The sequence below is a fragment of the Spirillospora sp. NPDC052269 genome (assembly GCF_040679435.1).
Lineage (GTDB): Bacteria > Actinomycetota > Actinomycetes > Streptosporangiales > Streptosporangiaceae > Spirillospora.
In genome coordinates this window covers 78555-92040 of record NZ_JBFAUU010000013.1, presented here as the reverse complement: position 1 = coordinate 92040, position 13486 = coordinate 78555, and the positions used below count along the sequence as shown (strand labels likewise).

At 71.0% G+C, this 13486-nt stretch carries 15 protein-coding genes; 11 read left to right on the top strand and 4 right to left on the bottom strand.

What is annotated here, in order from left to right:
* Nucleotides 1-46 precede the first annotated feature (46 nt).
* Complete coding sequence (locus tag AB0L06_RS27140; protein WP_500233924.1) at nt 47-652, top strand: nuclease-related domain-containing protein; 606 nt, start codon at nt 47-49, stop codon at nt 650-652.
* A 277-nt stretch (nt 653-929) separates the two neighbouring features.
* Here AB0L06_RS27140 and AB0L06_RS27135 read toward each other — a convergent pair whose 3' ends face one another.
* The gene (locus AB0L06_RS27135; RefSeq protein ID WP_500233923.1) at nt 930-1400 is read right to left on the bottom strand and encodes a hypothetical protein; all 471 of its coding nucleotides are present in this window, start codon (nt 1398-1400) and stop codon (nt 930-932) included.
* Nucleotides 1393-1758 (bottom strand): hypothetical protein, encoded by a 366-nt coding sequence (locus tag AB0L06_RS27130; protein WP_500233922.1) that lies wholly within the window; start codon nt 1756-1758, stop codon nt 1393-1395. The genes AB0L06_RS27135 and AB0L06_RS27130 overlap by 8 nt, the downstream gene beginning before the upstream one ends.
* A 150-nt stretch (nt 1759-1908) precedes the next feature.
* Between AB0L06_RS27130 and AB0L06_RS27125 the strand changes: the two genes are divergently transcribed.
* From AB0L06_RS27125 to AB0L06_RS27100, 6 genes are all read left to right on the top strand, one after another.
* Nucleotides 1909-2616, top strand: a complete 708-nt coding sequence (locus tag AB0L06_RS27125) for a histidine phosphatase family protein (RefSeq protein ID WP_500233921.1) — start codon at nt 1909-1911, stop codon at nt 2614-2616.
* Nucleotides 2617-2691: 75 nt separating this feature from the next.
* Nucleotides 2692-3375, top strand: a complete 684-nt coding sequence (locus AB0L06_RS27120) for an SDR family oxidoreductase (protein ID WP_500233920.1) — start codon at nt 2692-2694, stop codon at nt 3373-3375.
* Nucleotides 3362-4399 (top strand): threonine aldolase family protein, encoded by a 1038-nt coding sequence (locus AB0L06_RS27115; RefSeq protein WP_500233919.1) that lies wholly within the window; start codon nt 3362-3364, stop codon nt 4397-4399. Before AB0L06_RS27120 ends, AB0L06_RS27115 begins: the two co-directional genes overlap by 14 nt.
* A gap of 205 nt (nt 4400-4604) precedes the next feature.
* On the top strand, nt 4605-5795 hold the full coding sequence (locus tag AB0L06_RS27110; RefSeq protein ID WP_500233918.1) for a lipid-transfer protein: 1191 nt from the start codon (nt 4605-4607) through the stop codon (nt 5793-5795).
* A gap of 931 nt (nt 5796-6726) precedes the next feature.
* A complete protein-coding gene (locus AB0L06_RS27105; protein ID WP_500233917.1) occupies nt 6727-7596 on the top strand; it encodes an oxygenase MpaB family protein in 870 nt (289 codons plus the stop codon).
* 66 nt (nt 7597-7662) lie between these two features.
* Entirely contained in the window at nt 7663-8760 is a 1098-nt protein-coding gene (locus AB0L06_RS27100) for a lysylphosphatidylglycerol synthase transmembrane domain-containing protein (protein ID WP_500233916.1), read from the top strand.
* 159 nt (nt 8761-8919) lie between these two features.
* Here the strand turns inward: AB0L06_RS27100 and AB0L06_RS27095 are convergent, their stop codons facing one another.
* Nucleotides 8920-9933, bottom strand: a complete 1014-nt coding sequence (locus AB0L06_RS27095) for an endonuclease domain-containing protein (RefSeq protein WP_500233915.1) — start codon at nt 9931-9933, stop codon at nt 8920-8922.
* Between the two features lie 83 nt (nt 9934-10016).
* Here AB0L06_RS27095 and AB0L06_RS27090 point away from each other — a divergent pair, with 83 nt between their 5' ends.
* The 3 genes from AB0L06_RS27090 (at nt 10017) to AB0L06_RS27080 (ending at nt 11663) form a co-directional block, all read left to right on the top strand.
* Nucleotides 10017-10424, top strand: coding sequence for a hypothetical protein (locus AB0L06_RS27090; RefSeq protein ID WP_500233914.1), 408 nt, complete (start codon nt 10017-10019; stop codon nt 10422-10424).
* A 214-nt stretch (nt 10425-10638) separates the two neighbouring features.
* Nucleotides 10639-11175 (top strand): hypothetical protein, encoded by a 537-nt coding sequence (locus AB0L06_RS27085; RefSeq protein WP_500233913.1) that lies wholly within the window; start codon nt 10639-10641, stop codon nt 11173-11175.
* Complete coding sequence (locus AB0L06_RS27080; RefSeq protein ID WP_500233912.1) at nt 11172-11663, top strand: HIT family protein; 492 nt, start codon at nt 11172-11174, stop codon at nt 11661-11663. Before AB0L06_RS27085 ends, AB0L06_RS27080 begins: the two co-directional genes overlap by 4 nt.
* Here AB0L06_RS27080 and AB0L06_RS27075 read toward each other — a convergent pair.
* A complete protein-coding gene (locus tag AB0L06_RS27075; RefSeq protein ID WP_500233911.1) occupies nt 11639-12019 on the bottom strand; it encodes a VOC family protein in 381 nt (126 codons plus the stop codon). The genes AB0L06_RS27080 and AB0L06_RS27075 overlap by 25 nt on opposite strands.
* A gap of 285 nt (nt 12020-12304) precedes the next feature.
* Between AB0L06_RS27075 and AB0L06_RS27070 the strand changes: the two genes are divergently transcribed.
* On the top strand, nt 12305-13249 hold the full coding sequence (locus AB0L06_RS27070; protein ID WP_500233910.1) for an ABC transporter substrate-binding protein: 945 nt from the start codon (nt 12305-12307) through the stop codon (nt 13247-13249).
* Nucleotides 13250-13486: the final 237 nt, after the last annotated feature.

The window sequence follows — 13486 nt, the reverse complement described above, 5'->3', positions numbered from 1 at the left end:
CCGCATCATATTCGCGGCGCTGACGCTCATTCTGTGCGGGGCCCTCGTGAACGCCGTGTTCGGCATCGTGATGGCCGCCGTGGTTTCACTTCTGGACTTCTACTTCCACTGGCGCGGATACAACGCCTCGAGCGTGTGGCGGCGCGGACTGCGCGGCGACCAGCGCACCGACCGGCTGCTCCGGTACACCCTGGAACGGCGCGGCCACCGTGTGCTGCACGCGCGGACCGTCCCGGACCACGAGCAGGCCGACGAGGTCCTGGTCGGCCCGGGCGGGATCTGGCTGATCCACAACGAGGCGTGGCACCCGGAGACCGAGATCGCCCCCTACGGCGGCAAGGTCTTCGTCGACGGCCGCACGATGACCAAGCTGATGGCCACACTGAACGGCTCCGCCGAGACCATCGAGCGGCTGCTCACCGAGGAGACCGGCGAGAAGGTCGTCGTCCGGCCGCTGCTGATCGTGCACGGCGGACGCCTCGCCCGCTCACCGTTCGAAGCCGACGGCGTCGTGTTCGCCACGCCGTTCCGCATGCTCCGCTGGATCCGCAAACACCCCACCGCCGAGTACTCCCACGAGCAGGTCGAGAAGCTGGCCCGCGCCACCGTGCACGCGCTGCCCGTCGGCCGCAGCCCGATGACCGCCGCGTGAGGAACGCGTGAGTCACCGCCGTCCGGACGCCGCCGGACCCCGTCCGAGCGGCGCCGGCGAGGACCCCGGGGAGGGGGTTCGCGGTGTGCGGGGCGACCGCTTCGATCCGGACGACCTCCCGGGTCGGGCCGCCCCGCACACCGCCCACACGCCACACGTGGCACCCCGTCCGGCGGACGAACGCAGGTCACGCGAACGCGAACCAGGCGAACATGAGACTGACGCACGCGGACCGGGTGCACATGGAGCTGATGCACGCGGACCTGGTGCGTTCGGGTCAGGCGGAGGTGGACCCGGTGTCGGGGGCCGTGTCCTTGGCGGCGGTGGGAGCGGAGGCCTGGCCGTCCGTCCGGGAGGTGCGCCACAGCCAGACGAGCCCGACGATCGGCAGGACGAGCGGTACGTATCCGTAGCCGCGGCCGAAGCCGGACCAGACGGTCGCGTCCGGGAACGCGGACGCGTCGGCGAGGCTCAGCGTTCCGACGACGAGCACGCCGAGCAGCTCCACCGAGCACGCGGCGACGGCGACCCGCCGCGACGTCCGCCCGCCGAGCGCGAGCGCCACCGTCGCCAGGACGTAGATGACCGCGGCGACGGCCGACAGCAGGTAGGCGACCGGGGCCTCGGAGAACTTGGTGCCGATCTGGACCCCGGCGCGCGCGCCGGCCGCCAGCGCGAACAGCGCGTAGACGGCGACGAGCAGCCGCCCGGGGCCGCTCCGCGTGGTCGCTTCCGCACGGTCAGACATTGGTCCCCTGCCACAGCTGCTGCATACGTACGATCATGATGGCGACGGCCAGGCAGGCCACGACGATGACGCCGGGCCCGTACCGGGACCGTTCGAGCAGCCCCCAGCCCGCGCCCGCGGGCGGGATCAGCAGGATGGCCAGCAGGTAGCCCACGAAGGTCGCCGAACTGTGCGGGCCCTCGCCGCCCGACACCTTCACGAACCCCACCACCGCCTGTGTGATGAGGAGCACTTCCAGCACCCCGAGGGCGACCAGGTGCGGCACGCCCATCGCCTTGTCCCGCCAGGCGCTCCACAGGCTGTAGGCGGCGGCGAGCAGCGACACCACGATGATCACGGTGGCCAGGGCGTTCGTCATAGGGGGCCAAGGGTACTACGCGCTGTAGAACATCCCGGCCGCGAGCCGTTCCGGAGGTCCCGGCGCGGCGCGTCCGGACGTCGGTGGAAGGAGGCGGCGCGCGGAACGGCGCGGAACCGGGGTCGAGACGGACGGATCGGACGTGGAATCATGGCGCCTGTGAAGGCGCTGGAATGGCTGAACCTGACCCGGCACGGTGAGAGCACCGCCAACATCGCCTGGCGCGACGCGCACGCGCACGGGCTCGAGGAGAGCGGCGTCGCCGAGCGCGACGCGGACGTGCCCCTGTCCGACCTCGGACGCGCCCAGGCCGCCAACCTCGGACGCTGGCTCGCCGCCCGTCCCGCCGACGAGCGCCCCACGCTGGTCTACTCGTCCCCGTTCAAGCGCGCGCTCGACACCGCCCGCATCGCCCTGGACGAGACGCCGTTCGACCTGCCCGTCCAGATCGACGAGCGGCTGCGCGACCGGGACCAGGGCATCCTCGAGGGCCTGACCGGCGCGGGCATCCGGCGGCGCCACCCCGAGGAGTTCGAGCGCAAGCTCAAGCTCGGCAAGTTCTACTACCGGCCGCCCGCCGGCGAGTCCTGGGCCGACCTGGCACTGCGGCTCCGCTCCTTCTACCGCGATCTCGACCAGGAGGCGGCGGGCGAGCGCGTCCTGGTCGTCGCGCACGACGCGATCGTCGTGACCACGCGCTACCTGGTGGAGGGCCTCACCGAGCAGGAGGTCCTGGAGATCGAGAAGGACTCGATCGCCAACGCCTCGATGACCCGCTGGCGGCGCGGCGGCGACCGCCTCACCCCGGTCGTCTACAACGACGTCGCCCACCTCTCCGAGATGCCCGCCGCCAGCTGACCCCGGGGTTCCGGCGCGTCCGTCCGCACGACCCGGGATCCGTCAGGCGGTCCGCCGGACGGGCAGAATGCGGTCATGACCGAAACCTCCAGTGCTGACGGCCGAGTGATCGTCGTGACCGGGGCGAACGGCGCCGCGGGCCGTGCCGTGACCGAGCGGCTCGCCAAGGACGGCGCGCTCGTCATCGCCGCCGGACGCAGCGTCCACCCATGGGACTCCCCGCAGGTCGTCCCCACGGCCGTCGACCTGCTCGATCCGGACGCGACCCGCCGCTTCGCCGACGACGTGATCTCCGGGCACGGACGCGTGGACGGGCTGATCCACCTGGTCGGCGGCTGGCGCGGCGCGCCGTCCTTCGAGGGGACCGACCTCGCGGACTGGACGTTCCTGCACGACCAGGTCGTCCGGACGCTCCAGCACACCACGCTCGCCTTCCACGACGCGCTGCGCGACGCGCCCGCCGGACGCTTCGCGATGGTGTCCCAGCCCGCCGCCCGCCGCCCCGACGCGCGCTCGGCGGCCTACGGCGCGGCCAAGGCCGCGGCCGAGACCTGGACCCTCGCGATGGCCGCCTCCTTCACGTCCGCGAACGAGGCCGCTTCCGCGGGCGGCGGCGCCGCCACGATCCTCGTCGTGAAGGCGCTGGTCGGTGAGGCCAAGCCGGGTCTCACGACGGTGGACGACCTCGCCGAGACCGTCTGCGGCCTCTGGAACCGGCCTGCCTCCGAAGTGAACGGATCCCGCCTTGAGCTCTTCTGACGTCCACCACGGCTTCGGCAGCGACAACCACGCGGGCGTCCACCCGGAGGTGATGGCCGCGCTCGCCGAGGCCAACACCGGCTACCAGGTCGCCTACGGATCGGACGCGTGGACCGAGCGCCTCGACCGTGTCGTCGGACGCCACTTCGGCCCGCACGCCACCGCGTTCCCGGTCTTCAACGGAACCGGAGCGAACGTCGTCGGCCTGCAGGCGATGTGCGAACGGTGGAGCTCGGTGATCTGCGCCGAGTCCGCGCACATCAACCAGGACGAGTGCGGCGCGGCCGAGCATGTCGGCGGCCTGAAGCTGGTGCCGGTGCCCGCCGAGGACGGGAAGCTGACGCCGGAGGCGGTCGCCCGCCGCGCGACGGGCTTCGGGAACGTGCAGCACTCCCAGCCCGCCGTCGTGTCCATCACCCAGGTCACCGAGGTCGGCACCGTCTACACACCGGACGAGATCGCCGCACTCGCTTCGTGCGCGCACGAGCGCGGCATGTTCCTGCACATGGACGGCGCCCGCCTCGCGAACGCGGCCGCGTCCCTGGACGTCCCGCTCCGCGCGATCACCACCGACGTGGGCGTGGACGTCCTGTCGTTCGGCGGCACCAAGAACGGCATGATGCTCGGCGAGATGGTCGTCGTCCTGAACCAGGACGCGGTGCGCGGCCCGGACTACCTGCGCAAGTCGAGCATGCAGCTCGCGTCGAAGATGCGATTCCTCTCGGCCCAGTTCGTCGCGCTCCTCGACGGCGACCTGTGGCAGCGCAACGCCCGTCATGCGAACGCGATGGCACGGCTCCTCGCCGACCAGGTGCGGGACGTCCCGGGGGTCGAGATCGTCCGCCCCGTCGACGCGAACGCCGTCTTCGCGCGGCTCCCCGAAAAGCCCGCCGAACTCCTGCGCGAACAGTTCTTCTACCACGGCGACCCCTCTGACGAGGTCCGCTGGATGTGCGCCTTCGACACCACCGAAGCCGACGTCACCGCCTTCACCACCGCCCTCCGCGAGTCCATGAACACCTGACCCCACCCCACCGTTCGCGGGTCAGCACCACCGCCAACCCGCGAACGGCCACCACCTCGCGCCCCCTTCGCCGTCCGCACACCCTCGGCCGTCGACGTGGGCAACGCGCGGATCCACGAAGGGCCCCTAGACCCAAGCGAGCGCTCGATTGGTCGTTCGGGTTATCGTGTTCCCGAACCCGATTCGGCATCTGGAGGCGAGCCCGATGGCCAACCGCAGCTTCGTCGTCGGCGTGGGCATGACCAAGTTCGAGAAGCCCGGTTCCCGCGACTGGGAGTACCCGGACATGGCCAAGGAGGCCGTGACCAAGGCGCTCGCCGACGCGGGCGTCGCCTACGGCCTGGTCGAGCAGGCCTACGCGGGGTCGGTGTACGGGGCGATGGGCCAACGCGCCCTGTACGAAGTGGGCATGACCGGAATTCCTGTCATGACCGTCTCCAACGCGTGCGCCACCGGCTCGAGCGCGCTGTACCTGGCGCGGCAGTCGGTGCGCGGCGGGCTCGCCGACTGCGTCCTGGCCCTCGGCATGGAGAAGATGCAGAAGGGATCGCTGGGCGCGGGCGTGGGCAGTTCGTCCGTGACGATCATCGACCATCACCTGCGCTCCATGACCGCGGGACGCCCCTGGGAGATGGACAAGGCGCCCATGCCCCAGATGTTCGGCAACGCCGGACGCGAGCACATGGAGAAGTACGGTTCCACGCCCGAGCACTACGCGTGGATCGGCTGGAAGAACCACAAGCACTCGGCGAACAACCCGTACGCGCAGTTCCAGACCGAGTACTCCCTGGACGACGTGAAGAACGCGCCGATGATCTTCGACCCGCTCACCAGGCTCCAGTGCTCCCCCACCTCAGACGGCGCGGCCGCCGCCGTCATCGCCTCCGAGCGCTTCGTGGACGAGCACGACCTCTGGGACCAGGCCGTCGAGATCGCCGGACATCACATTGCCACCGACACGGCCGACTCCTTCGAGGACAACTCGTCCATCGAGGTCGTCGGCTTCGGCTGCACCCAACGCGCGGCCGCCCGGGCCCTGACCGAAGCCGAGGTCGCCATCGAGGACGTCGACGTCATCGAACTCCACGACTGCTTCAGCGCCAACGAACTCATCACCTACGAGGCCCTCGGCATGGCCCCGACCGGCGAAGGCCACAAACTCGTCGACGCCGCCGACACCACCTACGGCGGCCGCTGGGTCGTCAACCCATCCGGCGGCCTCATCTCCAAGGGCCACCCCTTGGGCGCCACCGGCCTAGCCCAGTGCGCCGAACTCACCTGGCAACTCCGAGGCAAAGCCGACGCCCGCCAAGTCGAGAACGCCCGCGTCGCCCTCCAACACAACATCGGCCTAGGCAGCGCCTGCGCCGTAGCCATCTACAAACCAGCCTCCTAGCGGGAACCGCCGAGCTGCCGATCAGACAGCCTTGGTACCTAGCAGGCCGAGTGAGCACTCGCACCTCCGAACACCCCCCCCCGAGCGCGTGCCGTCCGGTCCCCACCCCCTCGCCGGACGGCACGCCCCGCCATCCGAGCACCATCCCCAGCACCCGAACCGCGCCCCGCTCCTCCGGACGGCACTGGCCGACGTCCGCCAGCACGGCAGCGCGACACCCCACCCCCAACCGGGGGGAACAGCAGCGACTTGTCGAACGGCAGGACTACCGACTCGCTGCGCCCGCTCCGCCAGGAACTCCGGACCCCACCCGGCATCCTCGGCCTCGATCGCCTCCGACTCGCACAGGTCGCGGAACGCGGTGTCGCCTACCTTCGCAACGCCAGATCCGAGATCCGGCCCTGCGCCATCGTCACCTGCGAAGAAGCCGCCTGGCCCTGGTAGCCAGCCACACCACCAACAGCCAACCCGGCCGCGCCGACCTGGCCCGCGACCGCCGAAGTCGCTCCGCGCCAGACGTCATCCCACTGCCAGCGTCGAACACCAAGCGCCAGCCGCCAAGCTTCGAACCCGGCCCCAAAGTCCAGGCCTCGAACGCCGAGCGCTGAGCCTCGAAACCGCAACATCGAGCGCCGAGCTTCGGACGTCCCCCCTCAGACGCCGAACCTCAGACGCCGAGTGCCGGAAGTCGAGCGTCGGCCCTCGGGCGCCGGGCACCGGACGCCGGGCACCGGGCACCGGGCACCGGACGCCGAGCGTCGAGCGTCGAGCGTCGGCCCTCGGACGCCAGGCACCGGGCACCGGACGTCGGGCGTCGGGCGTCGGGGGATGGGGGGTGGGCTGGTGGCAGGTCGGGGTGGGGGTGAGACAAATATTGACTTTCGTCTCAAGGGGCTCCAGTCTGATAAGTGGATGGTTACCGGGAGGTGCGATGGCGAGCCCGTTCGGGAACGGAGGCGCCGAGACCCCGTCCTTGCTGCGGCACTACGCCGGTGACCTGCGGTCGCTGTTGCCGGGTGCGGCGGCCGGGCTGATGCAGCTCATGCATCCCGGTATCGGTGCGGGCGTGTCGGAGCACTCGGCGTTCTTCGACGCGCCGTTCGACCGCATCCACCGGTCGGTGCCGCAGATCTGGGCGACGATCCTCGCGCCGGACGGTCCGGAGCGCGCCCGGGGCATCCGGGACCTGCACCGCGCCATCGGCGGCGTGGACGAGCGGAACCGGCGGTACCACGCGCTCGAGCCCGAGACCTTCTGGTGGGCGCACGCGACGTTCACCTGGGAGATCTTCAGGTCGGTCGAGATGTTCCACCCGGAGACCCTCACGGCCGAGTGCCGCGAGCGCCTCTATGCCGAGACCGTCGCCTGGTATTCGCGGTACGGGGTGAGCATGCGTCCCGTACCGCCCGACCACGCCGCCTTCCGGGCGAAGTTCTGGCGCGTCTGCGCCGAGCGCCTCGAGCTCACGCCCGCCGCGGCGCGCGCGCTGGAGATCGCGCAGTACGGATCGGACACGGTCACGCTGATGCCGGTCGGCGGGGCGAGGCTCGAGCGTGCCGGACGGTTCGTCGCCGAGCGTCCGCTGCGCCTCATCACCTTCGGCTGCCTGCCGACGCTCGTCCGCGACCGCTTCGACATCCCCTGGACGCCACTCGACCAGGCGCGGTTCGGCGCGCTCGCGCTCGCCCACCGGCAGGGGTACCGGATGGTCCCGAGCGGCCTCAACCACCGCGCCCTGCGGCGGATGCTCCGCTACATCGGCGCACAAACACGCGAAGACCGGTATCAACCCGCCGCATAGCGGCACCCTCCGGCGATCATTCCCATTCTGTGGCCACCGTTTTCCCAAAGTGAATCCAGTCGCCGCATGAATGTCACCGAAATCGCCGACAACACCAGTGTGGAGAACATCGCCGCCGGCGCCGCGTCCGCGACGCCCACCGGGATCCCCGCCCCGGCCGGTGACGCCGCCCCCAGGCCCGGCGCGACGATCGCGCTGTTCCTTCGGGTGCGGACGGCCGTCGACCAGTCCCGCTGGATCCGGATAGCGCTCGCGCTCGTGCCCCTGGCCGGGATCATCACCGCACTGGTTCTCACCCAGGGCGTCAGCCATGCCCTCAACGCGTTCGTGGCACTCGGCGACGCGCGCTGGGAATTCCTCCCTCCTCTCGCGGTGCTCTCGGTTCTGCACTACGTCTTCGCCGCGGTCGCACTGAGGGGCGCGGCCGGGACGGCGCTCCCCCTGCACCGGACGCTCCTGGCCCAGTTCACCGCGGCCGCCGCCAACCGGGTCACTCCAGGCGGGCTCGGCGGCGCCGCTGTGAACACCCGCTACCTGGTGACTCGCGGCATGCCTCTGGCGGGCGCGCTCGTGGCCGTCGCCGTCCTTCAAGCCGCCGGCGCCCCCGCCGACCTCCTGCTCATTGCGGGCGTCCTCGCGCTGGGTGGCGGCGATCATCTCAACCCGCACCTCCTTTGGCCGTTCGCACTTCTGCTGGTTCCGGTCGTGTTGGTTCTGCTGCCGGTCGCGCTTCGCTGGGGGCGTCGCGCCGTCCGCTCGCCTGCCGTCGTCCGGACCCTGACGGGCCTGAGCGACCTGTGTCGCCGTCCGGTCGACCTGGCCCTCACGCTCTTCTGCTCGGCCGGCACCACCCTGGTCCTGGCCGTGGCGTTCGCGCTGAGCGTCCAGGCCGTGCCCGGCACGATGGCCAGCGCCGAGGACACGCTCCCCCTGCTCACCGCCTACCTCCTGGGAGCAGCCGCGGGCGCGGCGATCCCCCTCCCCGGCAGCATGGGAACCACCGAGGCCGCCTTGCTGACCGCGCTGGCGGCGCTCGACACCCCCACCACTCCGGCTCTCCAGGCCGTGCTCCTCTTTCGCGCCATCACCTACTGGGCTCCCGTTCCCATCGGCCTCATCGCCTACCGCGCTCTTCGCCTGCCCGTCGCGGCGCCCGCGATCTGATCGCCAGGAGTTGTCACCCTTCCCAGAGCCCCTCCCCTACCCCTTCCCGGGTTGCCCGCGAAGGCGGTTGGCGCGAACCCCGCCCGTTCCCTGCGTTTCACCGCTTGTGGAGAATTTTGAGTGGTGTGGGCACGACGGCACCGGTCAGGGGACGGTCCTTCATGACGTTGACTCCCTGGACGGCGGTTTCAGGCCCGGGATGGACAGCGACGGCGGCTCCAGACTCATGTCGTTCGGCGGCTCCAGGCTCGGAACTGACGGCGGCTTCATGCTCGGGACGGACGGCGGCTCGGACAGGTGGGCTGCCTGGGCGCGGCGGGAGGTGCCGTTGCGGAGGCGGGCCAGGTGGGTGGCCAGGCGGTCCATGGTGTTGTCGTCCGGCTGCCAGCCGTGGTCGAGAAGCGCGGTGAGGAGCGCTTCGAGATAGGGCCCGGGGCGCGGCACGACGTCCTTGGTGACGGGGATGATCTGCCAGCCCCGGCTGCGGAGCCAGCGGCGGCGGTGGTCGTCGTGGGCGCGGGCGTGTCGGCCGGTGTGATGGCGCTCGCCGTCGTACTCGATGCCCACGCGCCACTGCTCGTAGCCGAGGTCGATGTAGAGCCGTTCGCCGTGCGGGCCTGGAACGGGGATCTGCGTGCGCGGACGGGGGAAGCCCGCGCGGATCATCAGGACGCGGATCCGGCTCTCACCGGGAGAGGCCGCGCCCCGGTCGCTGAGGCGGAGGACCTCGGACAGCCGCCGGACGCCGTGGTAGCCGGGCAGATCGCGAGCCATCGCCCGCATCTCGGGCTCCCGGACGCCGGCCCGGAGAAACTGATCCACGGCGGCGACGGCGTCCAGGCGGGGCAGCCAGCGCGCGCAGTCCAGGGCGGTGCGTGTGAGCGTGGTCAGCCGGACGTCCCCACGTGTGGTCATGTGTCCCGACGGCAGCGGCACCCAGCGGGGGTCGGGCTCGGCATCGGGCGGCGCGGTCTCCGGCGGCAGGATGAGGTCGAGTTCCCATTCGTCCCGGCGGATGCCGTGGGCCAGGACGTCCAGTCCCCAGAGCCAGGCGGCCGTGCCGCGTGCGATCACGGCTCCGGCGGGAAGGACATCGGAGAGCCGGCTGGGCCGGCCGTCGAGGAGCGGACGGATCGTGTGGTCGGACGTTCTCGTCCAGGTCAGAGCGGTCATGCCATCCATCGTCACGGCACCCGGGCCCCGATCGAAAGTCACCCGCGCAACTGTGGATAACCCGAACGTCAGGGAGGATTCGCATGCTGATCGAGCATCAGGGCCGCCGTCCTGTCGTCCCCGCATCGGCGTACGTCGCACCGACCGCGGTGTTGTGCGGAGCGGTCACGCTCGGGGAGAACGCCCAGGTGCTGCATGGCGCGGTGCTCAGCGCCGAGGACGGCGAGGTGACTCTGGGCTCCGACGTCGTGGTGATGGAGAACGCCCTCGTGCGCGGGCCTAGGGGTCACTGGGTGGCGGTCGGCGTGCCGGCGCGGATCTTCTCGCCAGATCGCCATAGCGACATTTGGGAAATTCAACAACAGATGGACTTTCCAGGGGTCGTCTACGGGGTGCCCAGGGGCGCGACCATGCGAGAAATCATGGCCGGGCAGGTGGCTTTCTATGGTGAACACATCAATGACCGAGTGGTCGAGGTGCCTGGGCCTTAGCGTTGTATCCGGGCGGTTGCCAATAGCCAGGGCGTGAGGTTGGACCCGGTCCGCAGGGCGGAGCCATGGACATGGACTTGCGGAGCCACGGGCAGAGGACGGCGGAGAGATGACGGGAATGATGGCGGAAACTACGCGACGCGCACTGCACGGCGTCGCCGAGATGGTTCTCGCGGGACCGCAGTTCCGGACGAGCGGATCGATTGAGCTGTCCGTGACGGACGCGGGTTTCGGCACGGTGGCCCGGCCCTTCCTGCGCGTGCGCGGGACGGAGCTCCTCGTGGGCGAGCGAGCGGTGCCGATGAACGGGCTGACGTTCCGCGAAGTGGCCTCGGCCGCGGACGTGGAGGTCGGGCGCCCCGAGGGCGTCTACAAGGAGGGCAGCGGGCTCGACCCTGACGACACCATCGGATTGGAGGTGGGCGAGGCCGCCATCATCGAGCGCGCCTTCGCCTGGGGCCTGGAGGCACTGCAGAGGCTCGCGCCGGGAGATCGGCCGATCCTGTGGCCCGAGCACTTCGACATCGCCGTCACCGTGGACGAGGTCAACTACGGCGTCTCCCCCGGAGACGGCTACCTGTCCGAGCCCTACGCCTATGCGGGGCCCTGGCGAACGCGGGTCGGAACGTTCTGGAACGCGCCCTTCGGGTCGGCGCGTCCGCTGCGGCTGCTGCCCGGCGCGACGGCCATCCACGACTTCTTCAGCGAGGCTCGCGACCGGGTGGCCTCCGACCCCGTCCGCGAGCCGTGAGCAGGGCGCACGCGCACGAGGGATGCCTGGCCTGTGATCTGGCGTCCGGCAGGCGCCCCCTTCCCGGTGGACGCGTCGCCGAGCATGCCGGGTGGGTGGTCGAACATGCCGTCGGCCCGTTGGGCGTCGGAACGCTCGTCGTCAAGCCGCTGCGCCACGTCCTGCACGTCGCCGACCTGGACGACGAGGAAAGCGCAGCGCTCGGGCCACTGCTCCGCCGGGTTTCGGCCGCGGTCACCGAACTCGTCCGGCCGGAGCAGGTGTACGTGTGCCTGTGGTCGCACGCGCGCGGGGAGCCGGGCCACATCCACTTCGTGGTGCAGCCCGTCCGCAGGACGGACATGGAGCGGTTCGACGCGTTCGGCCCGGCTCTGCAAAGGGCGATGTTCGCCAAGAACGAGCAACCCGATCCGGCCGCCGTCGAGGCGTTCTGCGCGCGCGTGCGCCCCCTGCTGAATCCGGGTCAGGCCGTGGTGATGAGTTCGTAGAGGTTGCCGGACGGGTCGGCGAAGTAGACGCCTCGGCCGCCCCCGGGGCGATGCTCGTCCACCTGGCCGTTCGTGTGGGTGCCAGGGCCGGCGCCATGCGGCAGATCGTGCGCGCGCAGGTAGGCCACGGCCGTCTCGAAGGTGGCGGTGTCGACGTCGAAGGCCAGGTGGTGGCCGGGCGCGTCCGGGATGGTCATGTAGTCGAGCGTCAGCTCGTCGTTGATCCGGAGCTGTGCGAAGTGCCTGGCGACGGGATGGAGGCCGCCGTACTCCAGGCCGAGCACGTCGGCGAGGTAGCGCGCGGCGGCCTCGTTGTCGGCGGCGGGAACGATCGTGTGGTTGAGCCTGATGGTCACGGCGCATCTCCCAAGGTGAGGATCCGAACCACCTCCACGCTACGGAGTGAGTACTCACTCCGTCAAGCGCCGGGCGTGTCCCGGATCGTCCGCCTGCTGATAACGTTGCAGATCAGCGTGCGCTGAGCGAAGTCCGGTGAGATCCCGGCGCTGTCCCGCAACTGTGATGGCCTCCCCCGAGGTCGAGCCAGGTCGCCTTGCCGCACGCCGACGACTTCGACCCCGCGGTAGGGCCGGTCCGTCCCCGCGGGCCGCGTGCCGCCCCTCGCCCCCTGGAGGCAGGCTGTGAGACCCGTGCGCGCGCTCGGCGCGTCCCTCGTGATCGGCGTCATGGCGCTGGCGTCCGCCTGCGGCGGTTCCGGCGACTCGGCCAAGGACAAGGGCAAGGCCTCCGGCGGCGGACCGGTGGTCGTCCAGGCGGCCAACGGCAGCGTCACCATCCCGTCGACGCCGCAGCACATCGTGTCGCTCTCCCCCACGCACACCGAGACGCTGTTCGCGATCGGCGCGGGCAAGCAGGTGACCGCCGTGGACGAGCTGTCCGACTACCCGGCGGACGCGCCGCGTTCCAAGCTCAGCGGCTTCAAGCCGAACGCCGAGGCGATCATCGCGGCCAAGCCCGACCTGGTCGTCCTGTCCGACGACATGGACGGCATCGTCGACGCGCTGGCCAAGGTGAAGGTCCCGGTCCTGCTGGAGCCCGCCGCGACCAAGCTGGACCAGGTGTACGACGAGATCCAGGACCTCGGCAAGGCCACCGGGCACACCGCCGAGGCGACCAAGCTGACCGGCCAGATGCGCGACGAGATCCAGAAGACGGTGGCGAGCGCCGGCAAGGCCACCGGCGGGAACAAGCTGAGCTACTACCACGAGCTCGACGACCAGCTCCACACGGTGACCTCGAAGACCTTCATCGGCCAGGTGTACGGGCTGTTCGGGCTGGAGAACATCGCCGACGGCGCGGACAAGGCGTCCGGCGGCTATCCGCAGCTGTCGCAGGAGTACCTGCTGAAGCGCGACCCCAACATGATCTTCCTCGCCGACACCAAGTGCTGCGGCCAGTCGCCGGTGGCCGTCGGGAAGCGTCCCGGCTGGTCGGACCTGAGCGCCGTGAAGAAGCAGAACACGGTCGCGCTCGACGACGACATCGCGTCCCGCTGGGGCCCGAGGCTGCCCGAGTTCGTCAAGTCCATCGCCGCCGCCGTGCAGAAGGCGTCGGCCTCCAAGTGACCTCGGCCCCGAGGTGCCGCGTGCCGGCACCGGCTTCGACCCCGGCCCGCCGTCCCGCGGCACCGGCCTCGAAGCTCCCCGGCGCGGCACCGGCCGCCCGGCGCCGCTGCTCAGCGGCACCGGCCTGGCTGCGTCACCACGTGACAGCGGCCTCGACGTGACGTCCGCCGGCCCGCGCTCACGGTCGCGCGGGCTCGTTCCCCGCGTCCGCCGTGAGCAGCGGGCGCGGCTCCGGCC